This window comes from Nocardia sp. NPDC004582, from assembly GCF_053602115.1.
Genome location: NZ_JBSGCY010000068.1, coordinates 1 through 18,413, shown reverse-complemented (window position 1 = coordinate 18,413; position 18,413 = coordinate 1). Strand labels below are relative to the sequence as shown.

Annotated in this window: 16 protein-coding genes, 1 tRNA gene and 1 pseudogene; 10 read left to right on the top strand and 8 right to left on the bottom strand. The window is 68.7% G+C overall.

Features of this window, described 5'->3' with window-relative positions; genetic code table 11:
• Positions 1–49: 49 nt before the first annotated feature.
• Entirely contained in the window at positions 50–1,072 is a 1,023-nt protein-coding gene (locus tag ACWELJ_RS19685) for an iron ABC transporter substrate-binding protein (RefSeq protein WP_452367577.1), read from the bottom strand.
• 110 nt (positions 1,073–1,182) lie between these two features.
• Between ACWELJ_RS19685 and ACWELJ_RS19680 the strand changes: the two genes are divergently transcribed.
• Positions 1,183–1,626 (top strand): Rv0361 family membrane protein, encoded by a 444-nt coding sequence (locus ACWELJ_RS19680; protein WP_452367576.1) that lies wholly within the window; start codon positions 1,183–1,185, stop codon positions 1,624–1,626.
• A gap of 40 nt (positions 1,627–1,666) precedes the next feature.
• Here ACWELJ_RS19680 and ACWELJ_RS19675 read toward each other — a convergent pair.
• Positions 1,667–1,740 (bottom strand) — tRNA-Cys (locus ACWELJ_RS19675).
• A 107-nt stretch (positions 1,741–1,847) separates the two neighbouring features.
• On the opposite strand from ACWELJ_RS19675, the gene ACWELJ_RS19670 reads away from it, so the two are divergent.
• Together ACWELJ_RS19670 and ACWELJ_RS19665 are read left to right on the top strand one after the other, a co-directional pair.
• The gene (locus ACWELJ_RS19670) at positions 1,848–2,390 is read left to right on the top strand and encodes a MarR family winged helix-turn-helix transcriptional regulator (protein ID WP_452367575.1); all 543 of its coding nucleotides are present in this window, start codon (positions 1,848–1,850) and stop codon (positions 2,388–2,390) included.
• A 76-nt stretch (positions 2,391–2,466) separates the two neighbouring features.
• Positions 2,467–3,519, top strand: coding sequence for a hypothetical protein (locus ACWELJ_RS19665; RefSeq protein WP_452367574.1), 1,053 nt, complete (start codon positions 2,467–2,469; stop codon positions 3,517–3,519).
• Positions 3,520–3,764: 245 nt separating this feature from the next.
• Here ACWELJ_RS19665 and ACWELJ_RS19660 read toward each other — a convergent pair whose 3' ends face one another.
• The 5 genes from ACWELJ_RS19660 to ACWELJ_RS19640 form a co-directional block, all read right to left on the bottom strand.
• Positions 3,765–4,541 carry an enoyl-CoA hydratase gene (locus ACWELJ_RS19660; protein WP_357097746.1) on the bottom strand — a complete coding sequence of 259 codons (777 nt, stop codon included), beginning with the start codon at positions 4,539–4,541 and terminating at the stop codon, positions 3,765–3,767.
• Complete coding sequence (gene mmsB, locus ACWELJ_RS19655; RefSeq protein ID WP_452367573.1) at positions 4,538–5,440, bottom strand: 3-hydroxyisobutyrate dehydrogenase; 903 nt, start codon at positions 5,438–5,440, stop codon at positions 4,538–4,540. The genes ACWELJ_RS19660 and mmsB overlap by 4 nt, the downstream gene beginning before the upstream one ends.
• Positions 5,437–6,558: an enoyl-CoA hydratase/isomerase family protein gene (locus tag ACWELJ_RS19650; RefSeq protein WP_452367589.1), complete on the bottom strand. Its 1,122-nt coding sequence runs from the start codon at positions 6,556–6,558 to the stop codon at positions 5,437–5,439. Before ACWELJ_RS19650 ends, mmsB begins: the two co-directional genes overlap by 4 nt.
• Before the next feature lie 65 nt (positions 6,559–6,623).
• Positions 6,624–7,763 (bottom strand): acyl-CoA dehydrogenase family protein, encoded by a 1,140-nt coding sequence (locus ACWELJ_RS19645; protein ID WP_452367572.1) that lies wholly within the window; start codon positions 7,761–7,763, stop codon positions 6,624–6,626.
• Positions 7,764–7,768: 5 nt separating this feature from the next.
• A complete protein-coding gene (locus ACWELJ_RS19640; protein WP_452367571.1) occupies positions 7,769–9,292 on the bottom strand; it encodes a CoA-acylating methylmalonate-semialdehyde dehydrogenase in 1,524 nt (507 codons plus the stop codon).
• 138 nt (positions 9,293–9,430) lie between these two features.
• On the opposite strand from ACWELJ_RS19640, the gene icmF reads away from it, so the two are divergent.
• From icmF to ACWELJ_RS19620, 4 genes are all read left to right on the top strand, one after another.
• Complete coding sequence (gene icmF, locus ACWELJ_RS19635) at positions 9,431–12,640, top strand: fused isobutyryl-CoA mutase/GTPase IcmF (protein WP_452367570.1); 3,210 nt, start codon at positions 9,431–9,433, stop codon at positions 12,638–12,640.
• A gap of 170 nt (positions 12,641–12,810) precedes the next feature.
• Positions 12,811–13,155: a hypothetical protein gene (locus ACWELJ_RS19630; RefSeq protein WP_452367569.1), complete on the top strand. Its 345-nt coding sequence runs from the start codon at positions 12,811–12,813 to the stop codon at positions 13,153–13,155.
• Positions 13,156–13,283: 128 nt separating this feature from the next.
• On the top strand, positions 13,284–14,345 hold the full coding sequence (locus tag ACWELJ_RS19625; protein ID WP_452367568.1) for an amidohydrolase family protein: 1,062 nt from the start codon (positions 13,284–13,286) through the stop codon (positions 14,343–14,345).
• A gap of 71 nt (positions 14,346–14,416) precedes the next feature.
• Positions 14,417–15,403 carry a methyltransferase gene (locus ACWELJ_RS19620; RefSeq protein WP_452367567.1) on the top strand — a complete coding sequence of 329 codons (987 nt, stop codon included), beginning with the start codon at positions 14,417–14,419 and terminating at the stop codon, positions 15,401–15,403.
• A 3-nt stretch (positions 15,404–15,406) separates the two neighbouring features.
• On the opposite strand, the gene ACWELJ_RS19615 is transcribed toward ACWELJ_RS19620, so the two are convergent.
• Entirely contained in the window at positions 15,407–16,075 is a 669-nt protein-coding gene (locus ACWELJ_RS19615) for a TetR/AcrR family transcriptional regulator (protein ID WP_452367566.1), read from the bottom strand.
• A gap of 105 nt (positions 16,076–16,180) precedes the next feature.
• Between ACWELJ_RS19615 and ACWELJ_RS19610 the strand changes: the two genes are divergently transcribed.
• From ACWELJ_RS19610 to ACWELJ_RS19600, 3 genes and pseudogenes are all read left to right on the top strand, one after another.
• Positions 16,181–17,017, top strand: coding sequence for an SDR family NAD(P)-dependent oxidoreductase (locus ACWELJ_RS19610; protein WP_452367565.1), 837 nt, complete (start codon positions 16,181–16,183; stop codon positions 17,015–17,017).
• A gap of 51 nt (positions 17,018–17,068) precedes the next feature.
• Entirely contained in the window at positions 17,069–17,995 is a 927-nt protein-coding gene (locus ACWELJ_RS19605) for a ferritin-like domain-containing protein (protein ID WP_452367564.1), read from the top strand.
• Positions 17,992–18,413, top strand: a pseudogene (locus ACWELJ_RS19600) (hypothetical protein); the annotation flags it as partial. The gene ACWELJ_RS19605 and the pseudogene ACWELJ_RS19600, both read left to right, overlap by 4 nt.

The following is an 18,413-nucleotide window of genomic DNA, read 5'->3' as shown; positions in this document are numbered from 1 at the left end:
CCCGGGTCGACCCGGCGGCCCGGGTGGGTACAGCGGTCCGAGCGGTCACTTAGAGCAGGCCCGCCTGGGTCATCAGCTGGGTGACCTTCTTGGAGTCCAGCTTCGAGGGATCGATCTTGGGCGCGTCCAGCGAGGCCAGCGGCGGCAGCGCCGGGTTGGCGGCGACGTCGGAGGCCACCGGGTACTCCATGGAGTCGCCGTCGCGCAGCACCTCCTGGCCCTGCTTGGAGGTGATGTAGTTCAGGAACTTCTGGGCGTCGTTCTGGTGCTTGCTCGACTTCAGCACGCCGCCACCGGAAATCGAGACGAAGGCGCCCGGGTCCTGGTTCTTGAAGTAGAACAGCTGGGTGTTCTTGCTGTTCTCCTTGGTCTTGGCCTGATCCTTGAACCAGTAGTAGTGGTAGATCACGCCGCCGTCGAACTGCCCGGAGTTGACGCCCTTCATGACGGTGGTGTTGTTCTGGGAGATGACCGCGTTCTCCTTCATGCCTTTCAGCCAGGAGAGGGTCGCCTCCTCACCCTTCTGGGCGAGCAGCGCGGCCACGATGGCCTGGAAGTCCGCGCCCGCGGCGGCGCCGCTCCAGCGGCCCTTCCACTGCGGCTGTGCCAGGTCCAGCAGCGACTTGGGCAGCTGGTCGGCGGGGAGCTTGCCGGTGTTGTAGACGAAAACGGTGGAGCGCGCCGCGATTCCGGTCCACTTGCCGGTGGAGGGGCGGAACTGCTCGGGCACCTGGCCGAGCGTGTCCTTGTCGACGTCGGCGAACAGGCCGGCGTTCTCGACCAGCGCCATGGCCGGGGAGTTCTCGGTGATGAAGACGTCGGCCTTGGAGTTCTTGCCCTCGGCGACGATCTGGTTGCCCAGGTCGGTGTCCCCGCCGTTGCGGATGGTCACCTTGATGCCGGTGTCCTTGGTGAACGCGTCGACCCACGCCTTGGTGAGGGATTCGTGCTGCGCGTTGTAGACCAGGATCTCGTTGCCTTCGTCGGACGAGCCGGAGCATGCGGTGGTCGCGCCGAGCACCGCGATCGCCGCCAATGCGCCGGACACCAGTTTCCATCGAGCCGCCGTCATGACCGTCCTTCCACTCGACGCTGAGGTTTGCCTAACCAACGTACCGTCCCATGTCACGGGCGGAAATACCACCCCGCCGATGCAACGGAATCGCTGTAATCTGCCCCTCGATGACTCGGCACAGGCGCACCCCCCTCACCATCGGCATCGGCATCGCGGCCGCGGTTCTCGTCGGCGGCGGCATCGCCACCGCGGTGACGTTGAACGGCAAGGACTCCGCACCCAGCGATGCCCAGCGGATCGAGACCACGCTGCGCGACTTCTACGACACCCTCTCCACCGGCGGCGCCTCCCAGGCCGTCGGCAAGACCTGCGCGGGCGATCGAGCGCAGTACGACGCGCTGCCCGAGGCCCAGAAGAAGGCCATGGACCAGGGCAAAGTGTCGATGAAAGTCGATGCGGTCCAAGGGATCACCATCACCGGCGAGCGCGCCACCGCAGTCACCCTGGGCACCCTCACCATGCCGGGCGCGGCCGAGAGCAAGCGGTCGACCAATGAGCACCTGCGCAAGGAGGACGGCGGGTGGAAGGTCTGCTCGACCGACGGCACATAGCGAGAACGCCTCCCGTGCGAGCACGGAAGGCGTTCTCCGATGGAGCGAGCGGCGGGAGTCGAACCCGCGTACACGGCTTTGCAGACCGCCACCTGGCCACTCGGTCACACCCGCATCGGCGAGGTCCATGGTGCGCCGGTTCGGGTCCGGGGCCGAGGGTTTGAATCACCGTGATCGCTATGGGGCGACCCGAGTGATTCGCGACATGCGATGATCAGGGCATGTCGCGTCCCCGTCCGCTGCCGCTCGATCCGATCGAGGAGGCGCATCGCCAGTGGACCGAGCACGGCTGGGGCGAGGTCGCGGACGGCATGGCGGCGGTCACCTCACTGGTGCGAGCCCAGCAGATCGTGATGGCGCGGGTGGACGAAGCGCTGAAGCCGTCCGGTTTGACCTTTTCTCGGTACGAGCTACTGATGTTGCTGAGTTTCAGCAAAACCGGTGCGCTGCCGATGGCGATGGCGAGCGCCCGGCTCCAGGTGCATCCCACCTCGGTCACCAATACGGTGGACCGGCTGGAGGCGGCCCACTTGGTGAAGCGGGTGCCACATCCCAGTGACCGGCGGGCAACGCTGATCGAAATCACCGGCGCCGGACGAGAATTGGTGGCCAAGGCCACCACCGAACTGAACCGGCGAGTTTTCGCCGAGACCGGTTTGGCGCCGGAACGATTGCAGCTGCTGCTGCAATTGCTGGCCGAGTTCCGGCAGACCGCAGGCGACTTCGACCCCGGTAGCTCACCTACCCGCTGGGCCGGCCAGTAACCGCGCAGCGACCCAGCAGCCAATTTCCTGCGTCATAGTCTTGGCTTCGGCCCCCAAAAGGTTCACCATTGTTGCCATGGTGCTGGTCCTCGGGGTGTCGGCGGGCGCTGCTGGCGCACGTGCCATGCTCACCCATTCCGACCAGCCTCACCTGCCTCCCATCGACCGGTGCAAGGTGCTACGCCGGGCCGGCGGCGGGAGCATGGCGGAGGCGGTCTTCGAGGCCATCCGGCTGATGCGCAAGTCGGCGGCCGAGCGGGACGAGTTCATCACCGGTATCGCGGTCACCTGCCGCAGTACCAAGCATGCCGAAGCCATCCGCACCGCCGCGGGCCGCAATCGCCTGACCGTCATCGACGAGCCGGTGGCGCAGCTCAGATATCTGCGGTTCACCCGCAAGCTGCCCACCGAGGGCTCGATCCTGCTGTACGACCTCGGCGCGTCCGGGCTGACCCTCACCCAGATCGACTGCCGGAACGACGCCGTCCTCGCCACCAAGCGCAGCACCGTCCTGGGTGGGGACGGCCACGACGCCCTGCTGCGCTGGCTGCTCACCCGCGGCGGCGTCACCCTGGACCTGGCCGACATCCGCCGCCAGAAGGAAGCCCTGGCCTCCGAACGCGTACTGGCCGTGTGCGACCCGATCTCCGGGCAGCGCACCGTGGTCACCCGCAGCGATTTCGCCGAACTGGTCGAGGCGGGCATCCATCATTCGGCGTCGTTCGTGCGCCACATGATCGACGAGACCGGCATCCGGCCCGCGGGTCTGGCCCTGCTCGGCGGCTGCACCCGCAACAAGAGCATCCGCGACGAGCTGAGACTCCAGCTGGGCTACCCGATGATCTATGACCCGGAGCCCGATTTCGTCTCCACCCGCGGCGCGGTCCTCCTGGCCGCCGAACGCCCATCGGCCCGCAGCATCCGCAGCGTGCACCTGACACCGGGCGCCACCCCCCTCGAGATCCCCGTCTCCCCCGTCTCCCGCCGCAAACTCGTTGCCGCGGTGGCGGTTACCGCCACCCTCGGCGGCACCATCGTCGGCGGCCTGGCCATGAACCGCGACAGCGCCGGCCACACCGACGGCAAGCCCCCGACCGTCGAGGTGGTCGGCCCACCCAAACACGGCTGACGCCACCGGAATTCCCCCCGCCCGTTCACCCCGGCCTGCGCCTGATCCCCGCCCGCTGGGCAATCCCCGCCTGCCGGCCGATGGCATACAGCACGAGGCGCGCCAGGAAATCCCCACTCCCCCCGCCTGCCGGCCAGGACCTCCTCCGGCACGAGGCACGGTAGGCAATCCCCACTCCCCCTCGACAGCGTGCCCCGCTGCCGAATGGCAGCGGGGCACGAGAGCTCCGAGAGTTGGTGCGGCGCTTACTTGTTGGTGAAGTTGGCGGGACGCTTCTCGACGAAGGCGGTCATGCCTTCCTTCTGGTCATCGGTCGCGAACAGCGAGTGGAAGACACGGCGCTCGAAGCGCAGGCCCTCGCCGAGGGTGGTCTCGAAGGAGCGGTCCACGGCTTCCTTGGCGATCATCACCGACGGCAGCGACATGGCGGCGATGGTTTCGGCGACCTCCATGGCGGTGGCGACCAATTCGGCGGCCGGGACGATGCGCGAGACCAGGCCCGCGCGTTCGGCCTCCTCGGCGCCCATATTGCGGCCGGTGAGGATGAGGTCCATGGCCTTGGCCTTGCCGACGGCGCGGGTGAGGCGCTGCGAGCCGCCCATGCCGGGGATGACGCCGAGTTTGATCTCGGGCTGCCCGAACTTGGCGGTGTCGGCGGCGAGCAGCAGGTCGCACATCATGGCGAGTTCGCAGCCGCCGCCGAGGGCGTAGCCGGCGACCGCGGCGATCAGCGGCTTGCGGAAGGCGGCGACGCGGTCCCAGCCACCGAAGTGGTCGGTCACGAACATGTCCATGTAGGACTTGGTCTGCATCTCCTTGATGTCCGCGCCGGCCGCGAAGGCCTTCTCGGACCCGGTCAGCACGACCGCGCCGATCTCGTTGTCGTTCTCGAGCTCGTCGAGCGCCGCCGAGATGTCGGACAGGACCTGCGAGTTCAGCGCGTTCAGGGCCTTCGGCCGGTTGAGCGTGATGAGCGCGACGCGGCCCTTGCGCTCCAGCAGAATGGTCTCGAAGTCGGTCACGCCGTCTCTCCCTCAGATCGCTTGCGGATATCGGTGACGATAGCCGAGAAGTCCTTGCCGGCTTCTTCCTGGTTGAAGCGGGTGTAGATCTCTGCCGCCAGCTGACCGATTTGTCCGTCCACCCCGTTGGACCGCAGCGCGTTGGCCGCGAGCCCCAGGTCCTTGGACATGAGCGCGGTAGCGAAGCCCGGCTGGTAGTCATTGTTGGCGGGGCTCGCCGGAACCGGTCCCGGCACCGGGCAATACGAGGTCAGCGCCCACGACTGCCCCGAGGCGGTGGACACCACGTCGAAGAACTTGTCGTGGGTCAGGCCCAGCTTCTCGCCCAGCACGATGGCTTCCGAGAGCCCGATCATGGAGATGCCCAGCAGCATGTTGTTGCAGATCTTGGCGGCCTGGCCGACGCCCGCGCCGCCGCAGTGCACGACCTTGCCGCCCATCACCTCGAGCAGCGGCAGGGCGGCGGCGAAGTCGGCGTCCGCGCCGCCCACCATGAAGGTGAGGGTGCCCGCCGCCGCGCCCGCCACACCGCCGGAGACGGGGGCGTCGAGGGCCCGATGTCCCGCGGCCACCGCGCGTTCCGCGGCCTGCTTGGCGTCGCCGACGTCGATGGTGGAGCAGTCCACGAACAGGGTGCCCGGCTTGGCGGCCGGGAGGATGTCGGCGTAGAGGTCGAGCACGATGCGGCCGTTGGGCAGCATGGTGATCACGAGGTCGGCGGCCGACACGGCTTCGGCGGCGGTGGCGACCACGGTCGCGCCGTCCTGGCGGGCCTGGTCCTGTGCGGCGGGCACGGGGTCGAAGGCGAGGACGTCGTATCCGGCCTTGACCAGGTTGGCGGCCATCGGCCCGCCCATGTGGCCGAGTCCGAGGAACCCGACCGTGGTGCTGTTGCTCATTGCTCGTCCTTCGGTGCCGGTTGGCTTTCAGCAGAAGTGGCCAAACCCAATTCGCGATCGCCGAGCGCGCCGAAGTAGGCGTCGACGTCGGCGTCGGTGACGTCCGCCAGGGTGGCGGGCGACCACTGCGGGTTGCGGTCCTTGTCGATGACCTGGGCGCGAATGCCTTCCACCAGGTCGTGGGTGTTCAGCGAGGCGGCGGAAACCCGGTATTCCTGGTTCAGCGCCGCCTCGAGGTCGGCGGCGGCGCGGGCGCCGCGCAGCGAACGCAGCGTGACCTTGAGCGCCACGGGCGATTTCGCGAGCACGTCCTCGGCGGCCTTGGCCGCCTCGGCGCGACCGTCGATCCGCAGCCGGTGCACGATCTCCTCGACGGTGTCGGCGCTGTAGCAGGAGTCGATCCAGTCCTGCTGGGCCACGAACTCCGAGACCGGGGCGGGCTGCGCGAATTTCGCGATGGCCACGTCGATCTCGTTGTCGCGCAGCGCCTCCAGCAGCGCCGGCAGATGCTCGGACGGCACGAAGTAGTCGGCGAATCCGGCGGCGATGGCGTCGCCGGCGGACATGCGCGCGGTGGTGAGCGCGACGTGGGTGCCGATCTCGCCGGGGGTGTGGGCCAGCAGCCAGGTGCCGCCGACGTCGGGGATGAACCCGATGCCGGTCTCGGGCATGCCGATCATGGACCGCTCGGTCACGATGCGGTGCGAGGCGTGCCCGGACAGGCCGACGCCGCCGCCCATGACGATGCCGTCCATGATCGCGACGTACGGCTTGGGGTAGCGCTTGATCAGGGCGTTGAGAATGTACTCGTCGCGCCAGAACCTGCCACTGGGCGAGTCGGCCGCGGTCTCGGGTGAATCACCCTGCGCGACAGCGTGCTTGGCGTCGTTGTGGATGGCCACGATATCGCCGCCCGCGCACAGTCCGCGTTCGCCCGCGCCGGTGAGCACCACCGCGCGCACCTCGTCGTCGTCGGCCCAGGCCCGCAGCGCGTCCAGGATGGTGAGCGCCATGGGGTGGTTGAGCGCGTTGATGGCCCGGGGCCGGTTCAGCGTGATCAGGCCCAGTCCGTCGCGCTTCTCGATCAGAACCTCGGGTTCCTTCGCCTGCTCGCTCATGCCTCCGCTTCGCTCCGGCACGACCGAGGGCTCGGCTGTGCCCAATTGCCGCTCGCTGCGCTCGCTCATGCTGCTCCTACCACCGAGCGGGCGACGACCACCCGCATGATTTCGTTCGTGCCCTCGAGGATCTGATGCACCCGCAGGTCGCGGACGATCTTCTCGATGCCGTATTCGGCCAGGTAACCGTAGCCACCGTGGAGTTGCAGGGCCTTGTTGGCCACCTCGAACCCGGCGTCGGTGGCGAACCGCTTGGCCATGGCGCACAGCTCCACCTTGTCGGGGGCGTCGGCGTCCAGTGCGGCCGCGGCCCGCCACAGCAGGGTGCGGGCGGCCTCCAGGGAGGTCCGCATATCGGCCAGCTCGAACTGCAGGGCGGTGTTGTCCAGCAGTCGCGAGCCGAAGGCCTTGCGCTGGGCCAGGTACGCGACGGTGCGGTCGAGCGCGGCCTGCGCGCCGCCCATCGAGCAGGCGGCGATATTGAGCCGCCCGCCGTTGAGCCCGTTCATGGCGATGCGAAAGCCGTCGCCCTCGGAACCGAGCAGGTTGGCGGCCGGCACCCGGGCGTCCTCGAGGATGACCTGCCGGGTGGGCTGGGCGTTCCAGCCCATCTTCTTCTCGTTCGGCCCCACCGACAGTCCGGGGGTGTCGGCCGGGACGATGAGCGCCGAAATCCCGCGCGCGCCTTCGGTTCCGGTGCGCACCATCATGACGTAGACGTCATTGGAGCCGGCTCCGGAGATGAATTGCTTGGCGCCGTTGAGGATGTAGTCGTCGCCGTCGCGGACGGCCTTGGTACTCAGGGCCGCCGCGTCGGAGCCGACGCCCGGTTCGGTCAGCGCGTAGGACGCCAGCAGGTCCATGGACGTCAGTCCCGGCAGCCACCGATTGCGTTGCGTCTCATCGCCGTAGGTGTCGATCATCCACGTCGCCATATTGTGGATGGAGATGTAGGCCGCGATCGCCGGACAGCCGCTGGCCAGCTGCTCGAAGATGCGCACGGCGTCCAGCCGCCGCAGCTGCGAGCCGCCCACGTCCTCGCGCACGTAGATGCCGCCCAGGCCGAGCCCGCCCGCTTTGCGCAGCACGTCCACCGGGAAGTGCTTGCGCTCATCCCATTCCAGGGCGTTGGGCGCGAGCAGTTCGTCGGCGAAGGAGCGGGCGGTCTCGACGATCGCCTTCTCGTCCTCGTCCAATAGGAACATCGGCGTCAGTCCATGGTCGGGATGACGAAAGCGTTGGCGGCGGAGCCGCCCGAGGATGCGGCCTCCTTTCCGCCTGCCGGCCAGCGCTGGGTCACCGTCTTGGTCTTGGTGTAGAAGCGGATCGAGTCCGGGCCGTGCTGGTTGAGGTCGCCGAAGCCGGAGCGCTTCCAGCCGCCGAAGGTGTGGTACGCGATCGGCACCGGGATCGGGACATTGATGCCGACCATGCCGACCTGCACGCGGGCGGCGAAGTCGCGGGCGGTGTCGCCGTCGCGGGTGAAGATGGCGACGCCGTTGCCGTACTCGTGCTCGTTGGGCAGGCGCAGCGCCTCCTCGTAGTCCTTGGCGCGCACCAGCGCCAGCACGGGACCGAAGATCTCTTCCTGGTAGATCCGCATCTCCGGGGTGACGCGGTCGAACAGCGAAGCGCCGGCGAAGAATCCGTCCTCGCCGCCCTCGACCACCAGGCCGCGGCCGTCGATGACCAGCTCCGCGCCCTCGTCGACGCCGATCTGCACGTAGTTGTTCACCCGGTCGACGCCGTCGCGGCCGACGAGCGGGCCGAAGTCGGCGCCCGGGTCGTCGGAGAGGCCGACGTTGAGCTTGCCGATGCGCTCGACGAGCTTGGCGCGCAGGCGATCCGCGGTCTCCTCGCCGACCGGCACCGCGACCGAGATGGCCATGCAACGCTCGCCCGCGGAGCCGTAGCCCGCGCCGATGAGCTGGTCGGCGACATCGTCGAGATCGGCGTCGGGCATCACGATGGCGTGGTTCTTGGCGCCGCCGAAGCACTGGGCGCGCTTGCCGTTGGCGGTGGCGGTCTCGTAGATGTACTGCGCGATCGGGGTGGAGCCGACGAAGCCGACGGCCTTGATGCGCTCGTCGTTCAGCAGCGTGTCCACGGCTTCCTTGTCGCCGTTGACCACATTGAAGATGCCCGCGGGCAGTCCGGCCTCGAGGAACAGCTCGGCCAGGCGCAGCGGCACCGAGGGGTCGCGCTCGGACGGCTTGAGCACGAAGGCATTTCCGCAGGCCAGCGCCGGACCGGCCTTCCACAGCGGGATCATGGCCGGGAAGTTGAACGGGGTGATGCCAGCGACCACGCCGAGCGGCTGGCGCATGGAGTAGACGTCGATGCCGGTGCCGGCGCTCTCGGTGTACTCGCCCTTGAGCAGGTGCGGGATGCCGACGGCGAATTCGATGACCTCGAGGCCGCGCTGGATGTCGCCCTTGGCGTCGGCGATGGTCTTGCCGTGCTCGGCGGAGAGCAGGGCGGCCAGCGAGTCCATCTCGTCCTGCACCAGGGTCAGGAACTTCATGAGCACGCGGGCCCGCTTCTGCGGGTTGGTGGCGGCCCAGGCGGGCTGCGCGGCGGCCGCGTTCGCGATGACCGCCTCGACCTCACTCCTGCTCGCCAGCGGCACCCGCGCCTGGACCTGGCCGGTGCTCGGATTGAAGACATCCCCGAACTTGCCGGAAGTTCCCTGTACGTGCTTGCCGTCGATGAAGTGCGTGAGTTCGCGAACCATGCCCGTCTCCAAAATTCTCAGCCTGTCTCGAAGCTTGCGCGCCGTTTGCGCGGTATGTGGCGATCCTATAGTTGGACATCCAAGTATTTGTTGTGGGATAATTCACAGCACCTACAGGCTCTCCGTGCGGAGGATGGCATGCCCGATCTGCATGTCCCGGTCAATCCAGTGCGGTTCGTGACCGCTGCTGCGCTCTTCGATGGCCATGACGCGGCCATCAACATCATGCGAAGAATCCTGCAGGCCCAGGGGGCCGAGGTGATTCATCTAGGACATAACCGGGCCGTGCGCGAAGTCGTGGACGCGGCCGTCACCGAGGACGCGCAAGGGGTCGCGGTGAGCTCGTATCAGGGCGGGCACATCGAGTACTTCGAGTACCTGGCGCAGGCTCTGCGAGAGGCCGGGGCCGGGCACGTGAAGATCTTCGGCGGGGGCGGCGGGGTGATCATTCCCGAGGAGATCGAGCGGCTCGCGCGAGCGGGCGTGACCATCTTCTCCCCCGAGGACGGGCAGCGACTCGGCCTGCCGGGGATGATCAATCAGCTGATTTCGGCTTGCGACGTGGATCTTTCGCGGTCGCCCGCACCGGTGGACGCGGTGCTGAGCGGGGATCGGGTGGCACTGGCACGCACTCTCACCTGCTTACAGCAGGGAACGCTGCCGGAGAGCGATCTCGCGGCGCTGACCACCGCGGCGGCCGGCCGGCAGGTGCCGGTGCTCGGCATCACCGGGACCGGCGGCTCCGGAAAGTCCTCTCTCACAGACGAACTCGTGCGACGGCTGCGCACCGACCAGCAGGACAAGCTGCGGGTCGCGATCCTGGCGGTCGACCCCACCCGGCGGCGCGGCGGCGGCGCGCTGCTCGGCGACCGGATCCGGATGAACGCCCTGGACGGGGAACGCGTCTACTTCCGTTCCCTGGCCACCCGGGGCGAGCGAGAGCTGCCGAACAATATCGACGCCATGGTGATCGCCTGCAAGGCGGCGGGATTCGATCTGGTGATCCTGGAGACCCCCGGCATCGGGCAGGGTGACGCGGCCATCGCCGAGCACGTGGACGTGTCGCTGTATGTGATGACGCCGGAGTTCGGCGCGGCCTCCCAGCTCGAGAAGATCGACATGCTCGACTTCGCGGATGTGGTGGCCATCAACAAGTTCGAGCGGCGCGGGGCCGAGGACGCGCTGCGGGACGTGTCGCGGCAGCTGGTGCGCAATCGCGAGGACTTCCACGCCCAGCCCGCGGACATGCCGGTCTTCGGCACCAGCGCGGCCACGTTCAACGACGACGGGGTCACCGCGCTCTACCAGCACCTGAGCGGACTGCTGGCCGGGCGCGGGCTGCCCCTGCAGGAAGGCGTGCTGCCGCGCGTCGAGACCCGCGCCTCGACCCGGTTCGCGCAGATCATCCCGCCCGCGCGGGTGCGCTACCTGGCCGAGATCGCCGAGACGGTCCGGGATTACCACGCGGCGACCGCCCGGCAGCTCGAGGCGGCGCAGCGGGTGCAGCGCGTCGAACAGGTGCTCGCCGAACTGCCGGATGACGAATCCGTACGCGGTCTGCTCGCCCGGGCGCGGGAGCGGCTCGCGCCCGAGAACGCCGCGCTGCTGGCGGCCTGGCCGGCGGTCGCGGAGTCCTATCGCGGCGAGGAGCAAGTGGTGCGGATCCGGGATCGGGAGCTGCGGACCACGCTGCGCCGGGAGACCCTGTCCGGCAGCTCGATTCCCCGGGTGGCGCTGCCACGGTTCACCGATCACGGTGAGCTGCTGCGGTTCCTGCGGTCGGAGAATCTGCCGGGACGGTTCCCGTTCACGGCCGGGGTGTTCCCGTTCAAACGGGACAACGAGGATCCGGCGCGCATGTTCGCGGGCGAGGGCGACGCCTTCCGCACCAATCGGCGGTTCCGGGTGCTGTCCGAACACGCGGAGGCCAAACGGCTTTCGACGGCATTCGACTCGGTGACCCTGTACGGGCACGATCCGGCGGAGCGACCCGACATCTACGGCAAGGTCGGCACGTCCGGGGTCTCCATCGCCACGCTCGACGATATGAAGGCGCTGTACGCCGGATTCGACCTGGACGCGCCCAGCACCTCGGTGTCCATGACCATCAACGGTCCCGCACCGACCATCCTGGCCTACTACCTCAATGCCGCCATCGATCAGGCGCGCGAGGAGTTCACCGCCGAACAGGGCCGCGAACCCACCGACGCGGAGGCCGCGGACCTGCGCACCCGCACCCTCGCCACCGTGCGCGGCACCGTGCAGGCCGACATCCTCAAGGAGGATCAGGGCCAGAACACCTGCATCTTCTCCACCGAGTTCAGCCTGCGCATGATGGCCGACATCCAGGAGTGGTTCGTGCGCAACGGCGTTCGCAACTTCTACTCGGTGTCCATCTCCGGCTATCACATCGCCGAGGCCGGGGCGAACCCGATCAGCCAGCTGGCCTTCACCCTCGCCAACGGCTTCACCTATGTGGAGGCGTATCTGGCGCGCGGCATGGACATCGACGATTTCGCGCCCAACCTGTCGTTCTTCTTCTCCAACGGCATGGACGCCGAATACTCGGTGATCGGCCGGGTGGCGCGGCGCATCTGGGCGATCGCCATGCGCGACAAGTACGGGGCGGGCGAGCGGTCGCAGAAGCTCAAGTACCACGTGCAGACCTCCGGGCGGTCGCTGCACGCGCAGGAGATGAGCTTCAACGACATTCGCACCACCCTGCAGGCGCTGATCGCGATCTACGACAACTGCAACAGCCTGCACACCAACGCCTACGACGAGGCGGTCACCACGCCCACCGCGGAGTCGGTGCGCCGGGCGCTGGCCATCCAGCTCATCATCAACCGGGAATGGGGGCTGGCGATGAACGAGAACCCGCTGCAGGGCAGCTTCGTCATCGACGAGCTCACCGATCTGGTGGAGGAGGCGGTGCTGCGGGAGTTCGAGCGGATCAGCGAGCGTGGCGGGGTGCTGGGCGCGATGGAGACCGGGTATCAACGCGGCCGGATCCAGGACGAGTCCATGCTCTACGAGCGCCGCAAGCACGACGGCAGTCTGCCGCTCATCGGCGTCAACACCTTCCGTAATCCACACGAGGAAGAACATCGGGTACTGGAATTGGCCCGGGGTACCGAGGCCGAAAAGCAGTCCCAGCTGCAACGAGTCAGCGAATTCACCGAGCGGCATCGCGACGAGGCCCCGGCCGCGCTGGCCCGGCTCGCGGCGGCCGCGGCCGGCGATGAGAACGCTTTCGAGGTACTGATGGACGCCGCTCGGGTCTGCACGCTTCAGCAGGTCACCGACACGTTCTTCACCGTGGGCGGTCAGTACCGCCGGAATGTTTGACCCGAATTGTCAATAGCGTCTTGCTACTTCCATCACTGAAATAGCAAGACGCTATTAATATGTCCGAAAACCGCTGGGATCCACACATTTCAGGGTGCGGCAATTTCCGACTGGCAGCAATTCTTCAGCTATACAGGAATTGTTCGTCCGATCGGAAGACAGGAAACCCCATGAGACCTCATTCCATCAAGAGAACCACCGCCGGGCTGGTCGCCGCGGCGCTCCCCCTGGTCGCCGCCGCCACCCTGTTCGCGGGCACCGCCTCGGCCGAATCCACCGGCGTCCCGCTCGAGCCCGTGGCCACCAACCCCAATGCCCAGTTCCCCGACCCGGCGTTGAACGGCGCGGCGGCCGGCGCGCTCACCGGCAGCGCCGGCGGCGCCGCCTTGGGCTCGGTGGTCGGCTCGGTCCCCGGCCTGGTCACCGGATCGGCGCTGGGCACCGTCATCGGCGCCGGCATCGGCGCCCTGATCGGCGTCCTCGACCCCAACGCCATCCCGCAGGTACTGCCGTAGGCGACCGCCACCACCTCCCCGGGCAAATCTCGTGCCGCGTTCGCTCAGGCGAGCGCGGCACGGGCATGTCTGTGGAACAATCCGGACAAGCTGACCCGGATGGAAGGCACCCCATGGAGTTCGCGGGCATGACCGTGGTTGACGCGCACATTCACCAGTGGGATCCGATCACCACGCCACGCGAGTTCAGCGGCCTGGCGAAGCTGTTCCGGTACGTACCGATTCCGATCGACTGGGCCAAACGGCTCGCGCCGCGACGCGATCGCGAGTTCGTCGGGGATCCCACGCCGTTCACGCGCCCGTATCTGCCGCGCGACTACGAGTCCGACGCGGGCGAGGTGCCGGTCGAGGCCATCGTGCACATCGAGGTGGAATGGGTCGGCAACGGCCCGCTCGGGCCGGTCGACGAGACCCGGTGGGTGGCGAGCCTGCCGTGGGGCGTGGACACCCCCGCCCTGGGCGCGATCATGGGCGCGGCCGATCCCGTCGCACCCGAATTCGCCGAACTGCTGGACGCGCATCAGGCCGCCTCCCCGCGGTTCAAAGGTGTGCGCACCCGGGTCGAATACCACCCGGACCCGGATGTGCGGGCGACCTGCCGGACGCCCGGCAAGCTCACCTCCTCCGCCTTCCTCAACGGCTTCGGCGCGCTGGCCGACCGCGGGCTGAACTTCGAGGCGTGGGTGTACTCCGGCCAGTTGCCCGAGGTGACGGCGCTCGCCGAGCGGTACCCGGACACCACCATCGTGCTCAACCATCTCGGCACCCCCGCAGGCATTTTCGGTCCGGTCGGGCGCGAGACCGGCAGGAATCCGGGCCAGCGGCGCGAGCTGTTCCTGCGCTGGCGCGACGATCTCACCGCGCTGGCCGCGCACCCCAATGTGGTGTCGAAGGTGAGCGGGCTGATGATGCCGATCCTCGGCCATCCGGTGCCGCCGCGGGGCGAGCCGACACCGGTTCCCGTACTGCTGGAACGGATTTCGCCGATGCTGGAGCACGCGCTCGACGTCTTCGGCGCCGATCGGCTGATCTGGGGCTCGAATTTCCCGGTGGACAAACCGATTACGAGCATTCCGAACGCCGCGACCGCGGTGGCCACCGCGCTGGCCGGGCACGGGGCCGACGACAAGGCCATCGAGCAGGTCTTCCGCCGCAATGCCGAACGGATCTACGGCCTCGACATGCTCTGAACCGGGGGGCGTGCTCCGAATTTGCCGGGTCCGGCCGTGCCGGCGCTTCGCGCTGGCTATCGTGATGCGCCATGGAGCGGATCCTGCGGATCGGAATGGGTTTCTGGGAGTCCCGGACCTTGCTCAGCGCCGTCGAACTCGGGGTGTTCACGGTGCTCGGGCATCGCCAGCTGACCGCCGAGCAGCTGCGCAGCGAACTCGGCCTGCACCCGCGGTCCGCCCGCGACTTCTTCGACGCGCTCGTCGCCATGGAGATGCTGCGGCGCACCGACGACCGGTACGCCAACACCGCCGACACCGCCACCTACCTGGACAGCACCGGCAGCGAGTACATCGGCGGCTTCCTGGAGATGGCGGCCGCGCGGCTGTACCCCTGCTGGGGGCGCCTCACCGCGGGCCTGCGCACCGGACTACCCCAGAACGAGGCCCGCGAGGGCGGTGACTTCTTCGCCGAGCTGTACCGAGATCCCGAGCGGCTCTACGACTTCCAGCGCGCCATGACCGGGCTGACGCTGCCCAGCGCGCACGTGATCGCCGAGATGTTCCCGTGGCAGCGCTGGAAGACCGTCGCCGATATCGGCACCGCGCAGGGCGCGCTGCTGCGCACCGTCCTGGAGACCAATCCGCACCTGCACGGCATCGGCTTCGACCTGCCCGCGGTCGAACCCGTCTTCACCGAATACATCACGCCGGTGGCGGATCGGAGCGCCTTCCACGGGGGCGACTTCCGCACCGGCGAGCTGCCCGCGGCCGATGTCCTGGTCTTCGGCCACATCCTGCACGACTGGGACCTCGACACCAAGCTCATGCTGCTGGAGAAGGCGTATCGCGCCCTGCCCGACGGCGGCGCGATCCTGGTCTACGAATCCCTCATCGACGACGAGCGCCGCACCAACCTGTCCGGGCTGCTGATGAGCCTCAACATGCTCATCGAGACGCCGGGCGGCTTCGACTACACGGCCGCCGACCTGCGCGGCTGGCTGGCCGACGCCGGGTTCCACGACCCGCGGACCGAGCACCTCGCCGGGCCGGAATCGATGGTGTGGGCGGTCAAGTAGCGGTCAGGGCAGGGCCAGGTATTCGGCGCCGAGCAGATCGGCCGCGTGACTGACGTGGTCGACGATGCGGGCGGCGTCGGCCTCGATGATCCCGGCCCGCCAGGCGGTCAGCAGTTCGATGAAGCCGCCGATGCTCATCAGCACGCCCATGCGCAGGTCGGATTCGTCGACGCCCGGGCGCAGGTACGGGCGGGCGGTGGCGATGAGCAGGTCGGTGGCCTCGGTGAGCAGGGCGGTGCGGCGCTGCTCGAGCACGCGGCTGCCCGAGTGATCGCCGAACAGGATGCGGGCCGGGCCCTCGGACTGCAGTTCCACGGCGCGGGCGATGGCCAGGTGCAGGATGCCCAGCGCCGGGTGCGCGAGATTCTCGGCGACCACGGCCGAGAGTTCGCTCAGCACTTGGAATCCGACCTCGTCCCAGACCGCGCCCAGCAGGTCGTCGCGGTCGGCGAAGTGCTCGTAGAAGTAGCGGTCGTTGAGGCCCGCGCGGGTGCACACGCCGCGCATGGTGACCGCGGCCCAGCCGTTCTCCAGCCAGATGTCCAGGGCCGCCGCGATCAGCCGCTCGCGCCGTTCGGCCCGGCGCTGCTCCTGGGTGCGGCCGCCCCAGGTGCCGCCGCGCCGGGCGGGGGTGGCGGGCAGGCCGGTCGTCGCCGTCGCGGGCACGTCCATAGTTGACAAAATAGCGCATCCGGAGCCTAATTGGTGGCAGGTGCGGCCAGTGGTGGCATCCGCCACCACTTGACTGCCCGGCTGGCACGGCCCCCGGGAGTTCCCATGCGACTCAATCCTTTCGGCGGATCCCACCGCACACGGCAGGCGGACGCGGTGGTGACCGGCGCGGGCAGCGGCATCGGCCGCGCCTTCGCACTCGAGATCGGGAAGCGGGGCGGCCGCGTGGTCTGCTCCGACCTCGACCCCGACCGCGCCCGCGAGACCGCCGAGTTGGTCGGCGACATCGGCGGCAAGGCCTTCGACACCGGCTGCGACGTGAGCAGCCTGGCCCAGGTCACCACCCTCGCGAACACCGCCGAGGAGTGGTTCGGCAACAGCCCGGACCTGGTGGTCAACAATGCCGGCATCGGCCGCGGCGGCACCGTCATCGGCGAGACCCCGCCCGCCGAATGGCATCAGGTGCTGGAGGTGAACCTGTGGGGAGTCATCCACGGCTGCCACGTCTTCGCGCCCCGGTTGCGCGCCGCCGGGCACGGATCCATCGTGAACGTCGCCTCCGCCGCCGCCTTCGGAGCCGCGCCGCGCATGGCCGCCTACAACGTGTCCAAGGCCGGTGTGCTGGCGCTGTCGGAGACCCTCGCCGCGGAGCTGTCCGGCACCGGCGTCACCGTCACCGTGCTCTGCCCGACCGGGGTGAGAACCAATATCCTGGAAGGCGTTTCGATCGGCGACGAGACCATGCAGCTGTGGGGCGACCGCCTGCTGCGCTGGACCGGACGCCCGCCCGCGGCCATCGCCCGCGCCACCCTCGACGCCGTCGACCACGGTCAGCTCTACGTGGTCCCGCAAATCGAGGCGAAGGCGATCTGGCAGTCCAAGCGACTGCTGCCCGAAACCTACACCCGCGCCGCCGGATTACTGGAGCGGCTGGTGCGGTAGCAGACACAACTCTCGTGCGAGGAAGAGAGCAGCACAGCGAGGAGCAGAACAATGGCGTTCGCGTATTCCGACATGCTCACCGTGGTCCGGGACCGGCAGTGGGCGCTGGCCGACATCGACTGGGACGCACCGGGAGCCGAGCTCATCACCGATGAGCAACGCCCGGCGCTGGCCACCTTCATGGCCGACCTGGTGTGGATCGAACACGTGGGCGCGCGCGGCTTCGCCGCTCTCACGCTGCACGCGCCCGACGGGCCGCTCAAGGAGATCTACCGGCACTTCCACGCCGAGGAACAGAAGCACGCCAATGCCGAACTGGCCCTGATGCGCCGCTGGGGCATGCTCGACGGCGACACGATGCCGGTGCCCAACAAGAACATTCAGCTGGTCATCGAATGGCTGGACCGTTACGGGGACGGCCTGTCCCTGCCGGTGCTCGGCACCGTGATCCCCTCACTCGAGTGCGCGCTCGACGGCGCACTGGTGAAGTTCCTGCTCGACGAGGTGCGAGACCCGCTGTGCCACGAGGTGTTCCGGCACATCAACAGCGACGAGTCCCGGCACCTGGCGGTCGGCTTCCAGGTACTCGAACAGCTCGGCGCCGGCCCGATGCGGCGCATCGCCATCGAGACGGCCGGTTTCGCGCTGCGCCCCACCCTGCTGATGGGGGCCCTGCTGTACACGCCGCTGCTGTCGCGCATGTCCACCAACATCATGGCGATGGGGCTGGACGAGGAGAAGCTGTGGAATGCCGTGCGGCGCTACGAGAAAGCCGGCGAACGCGGACCCGATATCAAACGCCTGCCGCTCTACCATGTGGTCCGCCTGCACGGGATGGCCACTATCAACCGACTGCAGCCGATCCAGGGCATCAACGACGCGTTGAACAAGGCGATCGACCGCCTGCCCGACCGGCTGGTGCGCCGCCACACCCCGTCCTGGTCGAAGGCACTGACCTACGAGCCGGTGGCGAGATGAGCTCCCCGATCCGGGGCGGCGCGGCCGGGCGGGCCCCAGACGCCTACCGCGGACCCACGATCCATTGCGCGCACTGGCGGGATCAATACGAGCTGGACCGCCTGCACGTCGCGGTGATCGGCGGCGGGGCGGCACTGGCCAAGGTCGTGCCCCCGGTCGCCGCGCGGGCCCGGCGGGTGACCGTCTTCCAGCACGATCCGGTGTGGATCCTGCCCACCCCGCCCGTCCCCGGCATCCGGCTGGCGCTGGACCGGTTACCCGCCGACGCGCTCGGGACGCTGCCGGCGCACTCCGCGCCGCCGCTGCCCGGCGACTCGGGGTCACACGGATGCGCGCAGAGGGCATCGACCCCGAAGAGGTGCGCACCGCCGCCGAACAGATCCGCGAATCCGCGGCACCGGAAACCACCAGCGAACAG